This is a genomic window from Streptomyces sp. NPDC091289 (assembly GCF_044757365.1).
In the GTDB taxonomy this organism is placed as follows: domain Bacteria; phylum Actinomycetota; class Actinomycetes; order Streptomycetales; family Streptomycetaceae; genus Streptomyces.
Window position 1 is genome coordinate 19,282 of the sequence record NZ_JBIVUT010000022.1, and the last position, 14,307, is coordinate 33,588.

A 14,307-nucleotide genomic window follows, 5' to 3' on the forward strand; every position below is an offset into this window, starting at 1 on the left:
GCACCCGGGCACGGGCTGCCACGATGACCTTCGTACGTCTGCCCGTGCCCCCTCACCCCGGAAGCGAACCCATGAGCTCTGCCCCCGTCCCGGCGGACCCCACCGTCCTGCACCCGATGCCCGGCCAGCCGCGCGTGGTGCAACTGAAGCCGCTGGTCACCTCGCCGCTGGTGGAGGTCGGGGAGTACTCGTACTACGACGACCCCGAGCACGCCACGGAGTTCGAGACCCGCAACGTGCTGTACCACTACGGCCCGGAGCGCCTGGTGATCGGCAGGTTCTGCGCGCTGGGCACGGGGGTGCGGTTCATCATGAACGGCTCCAACCACCGCATGGACGGCCCGTCCACCTTCCCGTTCCCGACCCTCGGCGGCTCCTGGGCCGACCACTTCGACCTGCTGACGGGCCTTCCCAACCGGGGCGACACCGTGATCGGCAACGACGTCTGGATCGGCTACGAGGCCGTGATCATGCCGGGCGTCCGCATCGGGCACGGCGCGATCATCAGCTCGCGGTCCGTGGTCGTCTCGGACGTCCCGGACTACGGCATCGTCGGCGGCAACCCGGCCCGACTGATCCGCACCCGGTACGAGGAAGCGGACATCGCGCGCCTGCTGGCCGTGGCCTGGTGGGACTGGCCGGCGGACCACCTGACACGCCACATCCGTACGGTGATGTCGGGCACGGTGGCGGAGTTGGAGGCGGCGGCGCCGACCGACGACTGACGCGGCGTTCCATCACGGCCTCACGCGAGCCCGGTGCCGTCGGTGGTACGACCAGGTCACCGCCGCCAGGAGCGGGCCCCACAGCAGGAGGGGTGCGTAGGCGGCGACGAAGATGGCTTCACCGGCCGAGATGCCGGGGTCCGGGCTGGGGGAGGTCAGCAGACCGCCGAAGAAGAGGACCCACCACAGGACGGTGACCGTGAGGGCCCCCAGCGAAGCGGCGAGGACCGCGAGCCCGCCGTTGACCGAGCGCCCTCCGATCAGCGGAACCCAGCGCGGCACCCTCTCTCCCCAGGGCCGTACCAGGCCGAGCGTGAGGTACGAGGCGGCCTCGGCGACCGCCCCGATCAGCAGCACGTAGGCCAGGCCGATCAGCGGGGAGTTGTCGGGGAACGCGGCGAGGAACTCCTCGCGCTTCATCACCCCGACCGGCACCCCGAGCACGAGGGCGATGCGCCACACCCCGGAGGGGACGGTCGACCAGGCCGCGACATGGGCGGCGCGGACCGCCCAGCGCGGGGGTGGCGGGACCGGCGGCCGGGGCGCTGGCGGCACGCGGGATTCCGGGCGGGGTTCCGGCGGGGCGGGGTCCGTCGTCGTCATGACCCGAATCTCGCGCACGGCCCGGCCCGGCGCGTCGGACCGCATGATGATCCGCCTCCGCCGCACGGGGGACACCACACGCGGTCTCGGCGAAGGCGACGTCCGAAATCCGCCAGCATGCGCGCGGTCGGGCGGCCGAGAATCCGCTCATGGTCGCTGAAGCGCAGGGAATCCGCATCCGGCATCGCGGGCATGAACCGCAGGTCCACCCCACCGCCTACGTCGCCCCGACGGCCACGCTCGTCGGCGATGTCCGCGTGGGGCCGAGGGCGCGGGTGATGTACGGCGCGGTGCTCGATGCCGAAGGGGCGCGGATCGAGGTCGGGGAGGCGGCGGTGATCTGCGAGAACGCGGTGCTGCGCGGGTCCGCTGTCGCCGGCGATCAGCCGGTGCTCGTCGGCGACCACGTCTTCGTGGGGCCGCAGGCCACGCTGCTGGGCTGCGAGGCCGGCAGGTGCGTCTATGTGGCGACCGGGGCGACGGTCCTGCAGTGCGCACGGTTGGGGGCCGGCTCGGTTGTCGCCGTCGGCGCGCTCGTTCACGCGCGCACCGTTCTGCCGGACGAGTACTTCGTGCCGCCGCACACGGTGGCGCTCGACGCACCGGTGCGGCTGCTGGCCCCTGGAGATCCGGGACTGGCCGAGGCCGTCGGGCGGGTGGGCTTCGCGCGGGCGGCGTTCGGCGTCGATGCGGAACGGACCGACCGGATCACCCGGTACGAGCGCATCGCGGAGGTGCGCGTCGCCGAGTTCGGCACGCACGCGGACGATGAGACGCTGAGTCTCGGCTAGCGCCGCGTCAGGCGACGTCCGCCCGCTTTCGCAGCCGGAAGATCGAGCTGCTGTGGCCGGGTTCGCTGCGCAGCCTGCATGGCTGTGGACAGGGAGCACCGTGCTCAGCAGCTTCGGCTGATCGGCGAGACGGTAGAACTGGCGGAGGCCGGCGGCTACTGCGGACCATTCGCCGCGGCGCCGGCTCGGTGGTGGCCTGACGGCGGACCCTGGAATCTGAGCTTGAACCCGTCGTGGCTCCGGGTGAAGCCGAACCCGGCGTAAAAGCGGTGCGCGTCCTCGCGCTGCTTGTTGCTCGTGAGCTGGACCAGTCCACAGCCCCGCGCGCGGGCCCGCGCGATCGCCCGCTCCATCAGGATCCGGCCCAGCCCACCGCCCCGCCGGTCCGCGCGAATCCGTACGGCCTCGATCAGGGCCCGCTCGGTGCCTCCCTGGCCGAGCCCGGGGATGTATGTCGCCTGCAGACAGCCGACAACTGTCCCGTCGCCGTGCCCGCCAGTGTCCTCGACCAGGACCAGCATCTCGTTGCGCGGGTCCGCGTCGATCGCCGCGAAGGCGTGCTCGTACGCCTCCGTGACCGTGACGGCCGCCGGGTCCACCACCCGCTCCTCATCGGCGAGCAGAGCGAGCACCGCAGGCAGGTCGGCGCGGGTCGCGGGACGCAGGGTGCATACGAGGGAGGGCTCGGCAGACATGACGCCGACCCTAACCGGCCGCTCACGCGAAGCCGGTCGGGCTGCGGAGAACGTGTTCTTCTGCCTGATCAGCACGGCATACGCTCGCTACGTTGTCCTACGACCTCTACGAGAGCGCGGGGTTCCGGCGCCGTACGCTGAGCCCCCTCCGTCCGAACTATCCGGGAGAAGCATGACCAGCAGGTTCACCGAGTTGACCGTTGACTGCCACGATCCGGAGAGGCTCGCGGCCTTCTGGTGCGAGGTCCTGGACTTCAAGGTGATCGACCGGGGCGAGGACAAGGTCGAGATCGGTTCCTGGGTACCGACCGTCGAGGACGTCCGGGCCCGCCAGATGCCGCCCACCCTGGTGTTCATCCGAGTGCCCGAGGGCAGGACCGCCAAGAACCGGCTCCATCTCGACGTCAGCCCGATCGACGGCAGCACCGAGGACGAGGTGACCAGACTGCTCGGCCTCGGCGCCACCAGGACGGACGTGGGCCAGGGCCCCGACCGTAACTGGGTGGTCATGGCAGACCCCGAGGGCAACGAGTTCTGCGTCCTGCGCACCCTGGCACCGCAGGAATAGAGCCTGTCCGGCAGCCGGTGCAGCAGGTCGGGCCGCCGTGAAATGCCTCGACATCGGTCGAGGTGATCGGGGATGCTTCGCTCGATGACCAGAATCAACGACACTCCGCCCGCATGGGACGAACGCACCCAGCTCAATACGTTCCTCGACTACACACGGGCCACCGCCCGCGCCAAGTGCGACGGCGTCTCCGCGGAGAACGCCCGCAAGGCGCTCCTGCCGGGCTCACCGCTGATGACCATGAGCGGAGTGATCAACCACCTCCGCTGGGTCGAGTACTACTGGTTCCAGGTGATCTTCCTCGGCGAGGAAGACCTGGCCCCCATGACCGACGAGGACCCCGACCGCGAAATGCGGATCGCCGTCGACTTCCCACTCACGCAGTTGGTCGACGAGTACGCCGAACAGAGCGCCCGCTACCGCGAACTGGTCGCCGCGAACGACCTGGACAAACGGGCCGAGGGAACCATCCGCAACGGCCTCCACGTCGACCTGCGCTGGATCCTCCTCCACCTCACCGAGGAGACGGCCCGCCACAACGGGCATCTGGACATCCTGCGCGAGCTGCTCGACGGCACGACCGACGCGTAGAGCCGGCGGAGACCACGGGATTCATGATCCACCGCAGAGGGCCCGGGTCAGCGCCATCAGCCGCTTCCGGGCCTCGGTGTCGTAGGCCTGCTCATGGGCCCGGGCATCGGTGAACTGGTTGAAGTAGCGGCCGGTGGTTATCTCCAGATCCGGATCGAGGAGCAGCCGCACCGTCGGCCGCACGCCCTCGTCGACCGTGGTCGCGGGGGTCAGACCGTAGGCGCGGACCCCGCTGGTATCCATCAGATGGGCGGGATGAAGCGCGTTGACGGTGACGCCGGTACCGTCCAGTTCCGCGGCCAGCTCGAAGGTGGCCATGATCAGGGCGAGCTTGCTCTTGCAGTAGGCGCGCAGCCCTTCGTAGTCGTGCTCCAGCATGACGTCGTCGAAATCGATGGCCTCCTGCCCGATCGACGCGACGTTGACCACGCGGGCCGGCGCCGAGTCGGTCAGCAGCGGCAGCAGGCCGCGGGCGAGTGCGTAGGGGGCGAGGTGGTTGACCGCGAAGCGCAGTTCGTGTCCCTGCCGGCTGAGCTGCCGCACGTGCGGGTCGGGGCCGCCGCCGACGACGGCGTTGTTCACCAGGCCATCGAGCCGCGGCTCGGCAGCACGGATCCGCGCCACGAGCGCGTGCACCTGGTCGAGGTCGGCCAGGTCGGCGAGGTAGGTGCGTACCGTCGCATCCGGCGCCGCAGTCCGCAGCTCGGCCGCGACGGCGTCCAGACGGGTCCGGTCACGGCCGTGCAGGAGAACGGTCTGTCCGCGGGCAGCTAGGTCGAGTGCGATGCCGCGGCCCAGGCCCTGCGTAGCTCCGGTGATCAACGTCGTGTGTCGGTTCATGGCACCAGCCTGGCAGCACCTCACCGAAACACCGGGGAGTGTGCTGACCCTGGTGTTCCCACCACCAGGCAACGAACCTCACCGTGATCCGCCGAGACGGGCCCTGGGCCGTTTCGTTCGGATCACCCCCCGGAGCGCGGCGAGGTCGCTGGCAGCGGTCTTGGCGTATCGGGTGGCCGGGCCACGACCCGCACGGACCGAGCTGATCCGTCAGCCGCCGAAGGCGCCGGCCTTCACGCCGTCGATGAACGCGGCCCAGTGCTCGGGGCCGTAGAGCTGGAGCCCGGCGGCCGGGTCCTTACTGTCGCGGACAGCCCGGCCACCATCGACGGTGTGGGCCACCTCGACGCACTCGGTCCCCTGTCCTCCCGAGGAGTACGACGACCTCTCGAAGGGAGACACGATGCCCTGTCTGCTCACGGTTCCTCGTTCCCGGCGGTGATGCTGTTCGCGACTTTCTCGATGAAGGCCATACTCTCGGTTCGTGTGAGCGCAGCCGACCTGAGTGTGTCAAACGCATGCACGTAGTTGGCCATGACGTCCCGCTCTTCGAGGATGATGCAGTTGGCGACCGCATCAATAACGATCACTTCGGGCGAAGTCTCCTGGGCGTACGAAAGTCCGACGAACGCAGGCGACACCCGCGCAGCAGCCCACTCGGTGTGCGGCAGCACCTGAATCGTCATGTTGGGTTGCTTGGCCATCTTGTTGAGGTGGGCGAGCTGAGCCCGATGAACAGCGGGCGACGGCATCGGGCCGGTGATCGCCGGCTCCCAGATCACGGCGGCAAACCGTGCGCCCGTCTCCTCGAAGACACGGCGTCTCTCCTGCCTGACCTTGACGACCATGTCGGCCGCTTCCTCGCTGATCACATCGGGGCTGGCATCGGTCAACGCCCGTGTGTACTCGGGGGTCTGCAACAGGCCCGGGATGAGGACCGGCTGCCAGGTACGGATGTACGTCGCGTCGGACTCCAGGGACAGAAAGTCGCCCAGAATCTCCCGCACAGGCTGCCCGGCGTCGAAGTCCATCCACCAGCCACGCTTATTGCTGTCCCGCGCCAGCTTCTCCAGTAGCTGACGTTCGACAACGTCCTCCACCTCGTACAGATCAAGCAGCACTCGCACATCACCGACGCGTGCGCTGACCGTCCCCGATTCGATTCGGCTGATCTTTGCCGTGGAACATGCCACCGCATCGGCCGCGTGTTCCTGGTCCAGACCCGCGTTCAGTCGCAGCCGCTTGAGTGCCGCACCCAACCTGCGACTGCGCACCGTGGGCTTCCCACCTGCGGGCATAGCTCCCCCTCTCCCTTCCGGCCAGTCTGCCTGGCAACTGTTCGCCCTCGCTAGCGAGTTGCCTCGGACGAGTGAATGCAAGCTTGCACTATAGATTCACTTGCTTTGCGTCTCACTCCACCTCTAGCGTTGATTACGTCACACCGAGTGCTGACTCCAGCACGCCAGGTGATCTTGGTTCCGCCTGTCCACGACCTTGGGGGACGTATGTCCGGGCGCACAGACAGCAAGAGGTTCCGAGTCCGCAGGGACTCCGTCTCTGCCGCTCGGCGGCACGTCACAACAGTCCTGCTCGACTGGAAGCTCGGCGAACTCGTCGACGACGCGGAGCTGATCACCAGCGAGTTGGCCACCAACGTCATCAGCCACGCCAAAGGCACTGGCGACTACTTCGAGTTGGGGTTACGGCGTCGGAACGGCGTGCTGATCCTGGAGGTCGCCGACTCCTACCAGTGGCTGATGCCGGAGCTGCGCAAGCCCACCGACGACGAGACGTCCGGCCGGGGCCTGCTCATCGTCGACGCGCTCGCCGAGCGGTGGGGCGTACGGCCGCGCAACCCCGGAAAGACCGTCTGGGCCCACCTGCCCATCCGGACCCGGCTGCAGTGAAGGCACTCCTGCGCCGCCGGCCGGCACCAAGCCCGCCCTCACCCTTCGCCGAACGGGTTCGCATCGAGGCCGACCCCGTCTATCGGGCCCGGTACTTCCCCGGGCTGGACGAGGCAATCGCCCAGCGGGGCCGTTGGCGCTCGACCGAAGCGGACGCGCTCGTAAGGCGGCTGAGGTCGCCGCCATAGGGCCCGTGCGGCAGACGTCGGCAGAAGAACAGCAACCAGCACGGAGGTACAGCACGATGAGCACCTACACGCCCGCACCGTGGGGCACAGGCCGGATGGGACCGTACGAGGACACCGTCGCCGTCCCGCGGTTCACCCCCGTACTCGACCCCGAGACGCAGATCGCCCTGGTCGTCGACGAGAGCGGCCGCACGGTCGAGATGGGCGGCCACGGCACCAGTACCAGCGGGCTGACGCCGACCCACACCACCCCGGGGGACGGCGCGGCACCGGGTGGCGCGACCGACTCCGACAGCACTGAGTCCTACGACCAGGACCAGTCCGCCTGATGGACGGCCGACGCGGGTCGGTGCTGGTGCTGACCAACCTCCACGACGTGACCACGGACATCGTGCTGCGCGTCCTCGCCGCGCGCCGCGTGCCCGTGGTGCGGCTGGACCCCGGCACCGACCTGCGCGCAGGGGCCTCGCTGTCCGCCGCGTACGGCACGGGTGTTGAGCAGGGCGTCCTGCGTACACCGAGCCGGGACCTCGATCTCACCCGCGTGCGGTCCGTCTGGGTTCGCAGGCCGTCGCCGTACGCCGGACCTTCGGAACTGGACGAGCACGACCGCCGGTTCGCCGCGGAGCAGTCCTTCTGGGGAACCGGGGGCATCCTCGCGTCCCTCCCCGGCGCGCACTACGTCAACCACCCGTGGAACAACCGTGCGGCCGAGTACAAGCCCGCTCAGCTCGCGGCGGCGCAGCGGTTCGGCTTTCCGGTGCCCGACACGCTGATCACACATGTCATGGGGGAGGCGCGGGAGTTCGCAGCCCAGCACCGCGGCGGAGTCGTCTACAAACCCGTGTGGAACACGTCCTACCGCGTCGACGGCCGACCCCAGAGCGTATGGGTGCGCGCTGTACGTGAGCAGGAGATCACCGACGCCGTGGCAGTCTGCCCCCACCTCTTCCAGGCCCGGGTGGACAAGGCGTACGACGTGCGGGTGACCGCCGTCGGGTCGTGGCTGTCCGGGGTGCGGATCGACAGCCCCGATCTGGACTGGCGGCGTCGGCAGGGCCTCATGCGGTGCGGACCCGTGGACGTGCCCGAAGCGGTGACGAGGTCCGTCAACACCTACCTCGCCCACTTCCGTCTGGTGTACGGAGCGTTCGACTTCGCCGTGACTCACGACGGGACCTGGTACTTCCTCGAATGCAACCCCAACGGGCAGTGGGCGTGGCAACCGCCCGGCGTCACCGACGGCATCGCTCACGCCCTGGCCGATCAGCTGGAGAAAGGCTCCGAAGGATGACTGCATCCGCTCCCCTGCGTACCGCCCTCGCGGACGCGCTCACCGAGGACGGGACGCTCGCCGACCCCGCATGGCGCGACGCCGCCGAGGCGGTTCCCCGCGAACTGTTCCTGGGCTCCTACTTCGCTCCGGTCCCCGACAGCGCCCCTACCAGCTATCTGCCCGTTCACCAGGGCGAGGACGGGTGGCTGGAAGGGGTCTACACCGACCGGACGCTCGTCACCCAGCTCGACGGCCGTGTCCGGCCCGGTGATGTGACGGACGGCAGCGTCACGGGCGATCCGACGTCGTCGTCGACTCTGCCGTCCTTGGTGCTCCGCATGTGGCAGCAGCTCGAAGTGGAAGCCGGGCAGTGGGTGTTGGAGGTCGGGACCGGTACCGGCTACTCGACCGCTCTCGGTGCGCATCGCCTCGGCGACGACCGGCTGACCAGTGTCGAGTACGACCCGGTGGTCGGCCGGGCCGCCGCCTCCGCCCTCGAAGCGGCCGGGTACGCGCCGCGCCTGGTCGTCGGGGACGGTCTGCGGGGAGACCCGGACGCGGGCCCGAGCACGTACGACCGTCTGATCGCCACCTGCTCGGTCCGGTACATCCCGCCGGCCTGGCTGCATCAGGTGAAACCGGGCGGGAAGATCCTGGTCACCCTCTCCGGCTGGAGCTACGCGTCCGGGCTGGCGCTCCTCACCGTGACCGGCCCCGGGGCCGCGACGGGACGATTCCTGCCCGGGTACACCAGCTTCATGATCGCGCGCCCGCACGACCGGCCGCCCCGCCCGACCCTGGCCCTGCTGCCCGGTGACGAGCGGCCGAGCCGGATCGACCCTGTGGTGCTCGGTACATGGACCGGTGGTTGGGTGGCCCAGCTCGCCGCGCCGGCGGCGGAACGGATGGGGGCGGGGCCGGAGCAGGTCCTCTGGGACGTCTCCACCGGCTCGCAGGCGCGGACGGCACCCGGGCCCGACGGCGGGTGGACGGTCGTACAGCGTGGTCCCCTACGTCTGTGGGACCGGGTCGAGACCGCGGTCCGGCTCTGGCAGGCGGCCGGCGAGCCGCATCAGGAGGGGTTCGGCATCACGGTCACGGCTGCCCGGCAGCGGGTGTGGATCGGCTCCGAGGACGGTACGGGGTGGGACCTGCCGGTGTGAGACCGTGCCCCGCCCGAGGGCGCCGACTCCCCTGACAGCGGCAGTTCCTGACGGCCCGACGGATACGTCCCGCGCCGCACCGACGCCACCTACGCTGGATCGTTCCCGCGTCCGACCAGGGACCGGGGCATCGCGAGGGGAGAAGCGATCGTGGGGGAACTGGACGGCAGGACCGCACTGGTGACGGGTGGCTCGCGGGGCATCGGGCGGGCGGTCGCTCTGCGGCTCGCCGGGGAAGGGGCGTTGGTCGCGGTCCACTACGGCGGCAACGAAGCGGCCGCCGCCGAGACCGTGGGACTGATCACCGAGGCCGGCGGGCGGGCGTTCGCGGTGGGGGCCCTGTTCGGCGGGAGCGGGGCGGTGGACCGGCTGTTCGAGGGGCTCGGGGCCGGGCTGAAGGAGCACGGCGCGGACGGTCTGGACATCCTCGTCAACAACGCGGGCGTTCACTCGATCAGTTCGATCGGGCAGCTCACCGAGGAGGAGTTCGCGCGGGTCCTGGCGATCAATGTGAGCACGCCGCTCTTCGTCGTCCAGCGGGCGCTGCCGCTGCTGCGGGACGGCGGGCGGATCGTCAACATGGGCTCGGCCGCCACCCGGATCGCGAACCCCGTGCAGATCGGCTACACCGTCAGCAAGGCCGCGCTGGCGGCTCTCGGCCCGTCGCTCGCCAACGAACTGGGCCGGCGCGGCATCACCGTGAACACGGTCGAACCCGGGGTGGTGCAGACCGACCTGATCGGCGCGTACGCCTCCTCGTCGGTCACGCCCGACACCTCCGTGACCTCGATCAGCGCGTCCAGCCGGTCGCGTGCTGCCAGGAAGGCGGCGGCGCGGGCCGCCGCCTGATCCTGTCCCGGGTCCGGCCGCCGGGGCTAGGAGGAGCCCGGCAGCCGGGGCCAGAAGTGGTCGACGATGTCCTCGATGTAGCGGCGCCCGTCCTCGCCGGACGCGGTGGTGCCGCCGGCCCGGCTCAGCGTGGCCGCCATGAGGCCCTGGTACTCCTGGTGCATGGCGGCCAAGGGGCCCTTCAGGTCGCGGCGGTCCATGGAGACGAGCTTGGCGATGTCGCGGATGTGCGCCTGCCACCGTGTGGAGACCGCCTCGGTCAGGAGACGGGCGAGTTCCTCCTCCAGCCTGGTGATGGCGATGAAGTCGCGCGGGGGAAGGCCGAGGGCCTCGCCGAGCTTGACGGACTGCCGTTTGTCGCCGGTCCACAGACCGGCGTCCTCCATGGACAGGTACGCGGCGAGGGTGAGGCCGGTGGCGCGCGCGACGTCCTCGGCCGAGACGCCCCGCGCGATGCGGTGTTCGAGCAAGGTGCGGGGGCGGCCCATGAGTTCACCGGGCTGACACCACAACGCACCCGCGAGAGCGGTGAGTTCGCTCGCGTCGGGCACATGGGTCCCGCGCTCCCAAGCGATCACGTGCTCGGGAGTGATGTGCGAGGTGCCGAAGGACGCGCGCATGCCGTAGGCGACATGGCCGGGGGCCATCCCGAGCTTCTCGCGCAAGGCTCGCGCTACCCGCGCGTTGAAGGGGAGTGGTGGATGCACATACGGAGCGTAGGGGAGTTGTCACCGACACTTCCATGCCCACTGTCGGCTGCCTGCCGGTTTGGCGGCAAAGGTCACCACCGATTCCGTAGGAAGCCACAGGGTCGAAACGGGCATCAACTACACGGTCTACACGGGTAGTTGCCATCCCTCCGGCGCCGCGTATGATCCGCTCGCAAGGTGCCGTACGTGCGTTCGCACAATGCCTGCCCCGCACGTCGGGCAGCGCCGGCGCCATCCCCTGCCCCCATCATTCGCAGGTCCAGGAGACTCAGTCATGCACCCCAGTACGACCAGTCCGCCGTCCGACGCGAAGCCCACCGGACCGGTGGGTCCCGTCGACCGGTTCTTCCGCATCAGCGAACGCGGTTCGACCTACATCCAGGAGATGCGCGGCGGATTCGCCACGTTCTTCACGATGGCCTACATCCTCGTGCTCAACCCGATCATCCTCGGCGGGGCCGAGGACAAGTTCGGCGAGCAACTGGACAGCGTGCAGCTGGTCACCGCCACCGCGCTGGTCGCCGCGGTGATGACGCTGATCATGGGCGTGGGCGGCAATCTGCCGCTGGCCCTGGCCGCGGGACTGGGCATCAACGCCGTCGTCGCCTACCAGATCGCTCCCCTGATGAGCTGGGACGACGCGATGGGCCTCATCGTGCTCGAAGGGCTGCTGATCTGCGTTCTGGTGATGACCGGGCTGCGCGAGGCGATCATGCACGCCATTCCGCAGCCCCTCAAGCAGGCCATCAGCGTCGGCATCGGTCTGTTCATCGCCTTTATCGGCTTCGTGGACGCCGGGTTCGTCACCCGCATCCCCGATGCCGCGAACTCCACCGTGCCCGTCCAGCTCGGCACCGGCACCCTCACCGGCTGGCCGATGCTCGTCTTCTGCCTCGGCGTGCTCCTGACGATCGTCCTGGTCGCCCGCAAGGTGAAGGGCGCGATCCTCATCAGCATCGTCCTGATGACCGTCGTCGCCATCGTCATCAACGAGGTCGCCCGCATCAAGTCCTGGGGCCTGACCTCGCCCGCGATACCCGACAACCCGGTCGCCGCACCCGACTTCGGGCTGCTGGGCCGGTTCGACCTGTTCGGATCGTTCGGCCAGGTCAGCATTCTGACGGTCGTCCTGCTCGTCTTCACCCTGATCCTGTCCGACTTCTTCGACACGATGGGCACGGTCGTGGGTGTCACGGCGGAGGCCGGGCTCCTCGACGAGCGGGGCCAGGTCCCCGGTCTCGGCCGCGTCCTGCTCATCGACGGCGTGGCCGCCGTCGCCGGTGGCGCCACGTCCTCGTCGTCGGCCACGACCTACATCGAATCCGCCGCAGGTGTCGGGGAAGGAGCCCGCACCGGCTTCGCCAACATGATCACCGGCGGTCTGTTCGCGCTCGCCCTCTTCCTCACGCCGGTCCTGACGATCGTGCCGCTCCAGGCGGCGGCGCCCGCGCTCGTCGTGGTCGGGTTCCTGATGATGACCCAGGTCAAGCACATCGACTGGGACCGCTACGACGTCGCCATCCCGGCCTTCCTCACCATCGTCGTCATGCCGTTCACCTACTCCATCACCAACGGCATCGGCGCCGGCTTCGTCGCCTATGTGGTCATCAAGGCGTGCCTCGGCAAGGCGCGCGAAGTCCACTGGCTGCTGTGGGGCACCGCCGCGCTCTTCCTCGTCTACTTCGTCATCGACCCGCTGGAGCAGATCCTCGGCCTCAAGTAGCGGTGCCCGGGGTCGGCGGTGCGTGGGGTCAGTGGGTCCCGGGTCTCAGTGGGTCCCGGCGTCGGCGAGGCAGAACTCGTTGCCCTCCGGGTCCCTGAGGACCGTCCAGCTCCCGCCCTGCATCGACTGCTCGCCGACGACGGTCGCGCCCAGCTTCGCCAGGCGCTCCACGTCGGCCGGGCGGTCGGGCGAGGCGAAGTCGATGTGCACCCGGTTCTTGACGGTCCTCGGCTCGGGCACCCGCTGGAAGCCGAGGACCAGCGGGGTCGCCGCGAGGACGACGAACCGGTCGTAGTCCTGCGGTGTCTCCTCGACGCCCAGCGCCTCGGCCCACCAGGCGGCCAGCGCCTGGGGGTCCGCGCAGTCGATCGTGATCATCTCCGGTGAGATTCGCATGTCCCTCACCGTACGGCGCACCACTGACAACGGCCGGGAGCCCGCCCGTCCGGGTCGCCCCCTCAGTCCAGCGCCACTTCCAGCAGCGGGAGTTCGCGGCCCTCGATGGAGCCGGACGGGGTGGCGCCGATCCGGACCGCGCCCATGGCCCGGTAGAACGGTTCCGCGTTCGGGTCGGAGTCGATGGTGAGGCGGGTGAAGCCCAGGCGGCGGGCCTCGTCCATGGTGTGGGTGAACAGCCGTCGCCCGATGCCTCTGCCGATGGTGTCCGGCTCGACGAACATCATGCCGAGCGCGCCCTGCGGCGGCTCTCCGTCCAGGGTCGTGAAGCCCAGGATCCGGCCGTCGTCCTCCTGGGCCACCAGCGTCCGCCTGGCCGCCACCTCCGCGGGGAGCATCGTCAGCTCCTCGCGGCAGGCGGCCAGGAACTCCGCGTCGTACTCCCAGTGACCCTTCGACCGCAGGGCCAGCTCCGTCAGTGCGGCGGCCTCGGCCGCCTCGCCCGCGCGTATCCGCATGGGCGTCATTGTCCCCGTGTACGCACGGAACGGTTACGCGCGGCCAGGAGACTACCGGTGTCAGTCGAAGATCGGGTCCTGCGTCCGGGTCCGCTTGATCTCGTAGAAGCCCGGGATGGAGGCGACCAGCAGCGTGCCGTCCCAGAGCTTCGCCGCGTCCTCGCCCTTGGGGGCGGGGGTGACGACCGGGCCGAAGAAGGCGACCTGCTCGCCGTCCGCGCCGGGGACGGCGATGACCGGGGTGCCGACCTCCTGGCCGACCTTGTCGATGCCCTCCTTGTGGGAGGCGCGCAGCTCGGCCCCGTACGTGTCCTTGTCGGCGTACTCCACCAGATCCTCGGGCAGGCCGACGTCCTTCAGCGCGCCGACGATCGCCTCGCGGGTGGGGCCCTCGCCGTTGTTGTGGAAGCGGGTGCCGAGCGCGGTGTAGAGGGGGCCGACGACCTCGTCGCCGTGCAGCTGCTGGGCGGCGATGACGACCCGGACCGGGCCCCAGGCCTTGTTCTCCAGGAGGTCGCGGTACTCCTCCGGCAGATCGTCCAGCTTGTCCTCGTTCAGGACGGCCAGGCTCATCACGTGCCAGCGGACCTCGACGTCGCGGACCTTCTCCACTTCCAGCATCCAGCGCGAGGTCATCCACGCCCAGGGGCAGAGCGGATCGAACCAGAAGTCGACCGGGGTCTTGCCGTTGGCCGGGGTGTTCTCGGACATGTCTCTCCTCAGAAGGGCGTGTTCCACAGAAAGGCGTGTTCCACCTGCGGGCG

19 protein-coding genes are annotated in these 14,307 nt (G+C 69.7%); 10 read left to right on the forward strand and 9 right to left on the reverse strand.

Annotated features, from left to right (window positions below; genetic code table 11):
• Positions 1-71: 71 nt before the first annotated feature.
• On the forward strand, positions 72-725 hold the full coding sequence (locus ACIQPT_RS27335; RefSeq protein WP_401159462.1) for a CatB-related O-acetyltransferase: 654 nt from the start codon (positions 72-74) through the stop codon (positions 723-725).
• Between the two features lie 12 nt (positions 726-737).
• Here the strand turns inward: ACIQPT_RS27335 and ACIQPT_RS27340 are convergent, their stop codons facing one another.
• Positions 738-1,328 carry a hypothetical protein gene (locus ACIQPT_RS27340; protein ID WP_401159464.1) on the reverse strand — a complete coding sequence of 197 codons (591 nt, stop codon included), beginning with the start codon at positions 1,326-1,328 and terminating at the stop codon, positions 738-740.
• 149 nt (positions 1,329-1,477) lie between these two features.
• On the opposite strand from ACIQPT_RS27340, the gene ACIQPT_RS27345 reads away from it, so the two are divergent.
• A complete protein-coding gene (locus ACIQPT_RS27345) occupies positions 1,478-2,119 on the forward strand; it encodes a gamma carbonic anhydrase family protein (RefSeq protein WP_401159467.1) in 642 nt (213 codons plus the stop codon).
• A gap of 155 nt (positions 2,120-2,274) precedes the next feature.
• On the opposite strand, the gene ACIQPT_RS27350 is transcribed toward ACIQPT_RS27345, so the two are convergent.
• A complete protein-coding gene (locus ACIQPT_RS27350; protein ID WP_401159469.1) occupies positions 2,275-2,814 on the reverse strand; it encodes a GNAT family N-acetyltransferase in 540 nt (179 codons plus the stop codon).
• Positions 2,815-2,986: 172 nt separating this feature from the next.
• Between ACIQPT_RS27350 and ACIQPT_RS27355 the strand changes: the two genes are divergently transcribed.
• Both ACIQPT_RS27355 and ACIQPT_RS27360 read left to right on the forward strand, forming a co-directional pair.
• Positions 2,987-3,382, forward strand: coding sequence for a VOC family protein (locus ACIQPT_RS27355; RefSeq protein ID WP_401159471.1), 396 nt, complete (start codon positions 2,987-2,989; stop codon positions 3,380-3,382).
• An 84-nt stretch (positions 3,383-3,466) separates the two neighbouring features.
• Complete coding sequence (locus ACIQPT_RS27360) at positions 3,467-3,973, forward strand: DinB family protein (RefSeq protein ID WP_401159473.1); 507 nt, start codon at positions 3,467-3,469, stop codon at positions 3,971-3,973.
• A 21-nt stretch (positions 3,974-3,994) separates the two neighbouring features.
• Here the strand turns inward: ACIQPT_RS27360 and ACIQPT_RS27365 are convergent, their stop codons facing one another.
• From ACIQPT_RS27365 to ACIQPT_RS27375, 3 genes are all read right to left on the reverse strand, one after another.
• Positions 3,995-4,813: an SDR family NAD(P)-dependent oxidoreductase gene (locus ACIQPT_RS27365; protein WP_401159475.1), complete on the reverse strand. Its 819-nt coding sequence runs from the start codon at positions 4,811-4,813 to the stop codon at positions 3,995-3,997.
• Positions 4,814-5,023: 210 nt separating this feature from the next.
• Complete coding sequence (locus tag ACIQPT_RS27370; protein WP_401159477.1) at positions 5,024-5,233, reverse strand: DUF397 domain-containing protein; 210 nt, start codon at positions 5,231-5,233, stop codon at positions 5,024-5,026.
• Positions 5,230-6,087 (reverse strand): helix-turn-helix domain-containing protein, encoded by an 858-nt coding sequence (locus tag ACIQPT_RS27375; RefSeq protein WP_401159479.1) that lies wholly within the window; start codon positions 6,085-6,087, stop codon positions 5,230-5,232. Before ACIQPT_RS27375 ends, ACIQPT_RS27370 begins: the two co-directional genes overlap by 4 nt.
• A 231-nt stretch (positions 6,088-6,318) precedes the next feature.
• Between ACIQPT_RS27375 and ACIQPT_RS27380 the strand changes: the two genes are divergently transcribed.
• The 5 genes from ACIQPT_RS27380 (at position 6,319) to ACIQPT_RS27400 (ending at position 10,196) form a co-directional block, all read left to right on the forward strand.
• On the forward strand, positions 6,319-6,720 hold the full coding sequence (locus ACIQPT_RS27380) for an ATP-binding protein (RefSeq protein ID WP_401159481.1): 402 nt from the start codon (positions 6,319-6,321) through the stop codon (positions 6,718-6,720).
• 244 nt (positions 6,721-6,964) lie between these two features.
• Positions 6,965-7,237 carry a putative ATP-grasp-modified RiPP gene (gene tgmA, locus ACIQPT_RS27385; protein ID WP_401159483.1) on the forward strand — a complete coding sequence of 91 codons (273 nt, stop codon included), beginning with the start codon at positions 6,965-6,967 and terminating at the stop codon, positions 7,235-7,237.
• Complete coding sequence (gene tgmB, locus ACIQPT_RS27390) at positions 7,237-8,202, forward strand: ATP-grasp ribosomal peptide maturase (RefSeq protein ID WP_401159485.1); 966 nt, start codon at positions 7,237-7,239, stop codon at positions 8,200-8,202. The genes tgmA and tgmB overlap by 1 nt, the downstream gene beginning before the upstream one ends.
• Positions 8,199-9,347: an ATP-grasp peptide maturase system methyltransferase gene (gene tgmC, locus ACIQPT_RS27395; RefSeq protein WP_401159487.1), complete on the forward strand. Its 1,149-nt coding sequence runs from the start codon at positions 8,199-8,201 to the stop codon at positions 9,345-9,347. Before tgmB ends, tgmC begins: the two co-directional genes overlap by 4 nt.
• A gap of 150 nt (positions 9,348-9,497) precedes the next feature.
• Positions 9,498-10,196 carry an SDR family NAD(P)-dependent oxidoreductase gene (locus tag ACIQPT_RS27400; protein ID WP_401159489.1) on the forward strand — a complete coding sequence of 233 codons (699 nt, stop codon included), beginning with the start codon at positions 9,498-9,500 and terminating at the stop codon, positions 10,194-10,196.
• A 26-nt stretch (positions 10,197-10,222) separates the two neighbouring features.
• Here ACIQPT_RS27400 and ACIQPT_RS27405 read toward each other — a convergent pair whose 3' ends face one another.
• Positions 10,223-10,843 carry a helix-turn-helix domain-containing protein gene (locus ACIQPT_RS27405; protein ID WP_401159727.1) on the reverse strand — a complete coding sequence of 207 codons (621 nt, stop codon included), beginning with the start codon at positions 10,841-10,843 and terminating at the stop codon, positions 10,223-10,225.
• A 337-nt stretch (positions 10,844-11,180) separates the two neighbouring features.
• Here ACIQPT_RS27405 and ACIQPT_RS27410 point away from each other — a divergent pair, with 337 nt between their 5' ends.
• On the forward strand, positions 11,181-12,629 hold the full coding sequence (locus ACIQPT_RS27410) for an NCS2 family permease (RefSeq protein WP_401159491.1): 1,449 nt from the start codon (positions 11,181-11,183) through the stop codon (positions 12,627-12,629).
• Between the two features lie 45 nt (positions 12,630-12,674).
• Here ACIQPT_RS27410 and ACIQPT_RS27415 read toward each other — a convergent pair whose 3' ends face one another.
• The 3 genes from ACIQPT_RS27415 to ACIQPT_RS27425 form a co-directional block, all read right to left on the reverse strand.
• On the reverse strand, positions 12,675-13,025 hold the full coding sequence (locus ACIQPT_RS27415) for a VOC family protein (RefSeq protein ID WP_401159494.1): 351 nt from the start codon (positions 13,023-13,025) through the stop codon (positions 12,675-12,677).
• A 62-nt stretch (positions 13,026-13,087) separates the two neighbouring features.
• Positions 13,088-13,543 carry a GNAT family N-acetyltransferase gene (locus tag ACIQPT_RS27420; protein WP_401159496.1) on the reverse strand — a complete coding sequence of 152 codons (456 nt, stop codon included), beginning with the start codon at positions 13,541-13,543 and terminating at the stop codon, positions 13,088-13,090.
• Positions 13,544-13,603: 60 nt separating this feature from the next.
• A complete protein-coding gene (locus ACIQPT_RS27425) occupies positions 13,604-14,254 on the reverse strand; it encodes a DsbA family protein (RefSeq protein WP_401159498.1) in 651 nt (216 codons plus the stop codon).
• Between the last annotated feature and the right edge of the window lie 53 nt (positions 14,255-14,307).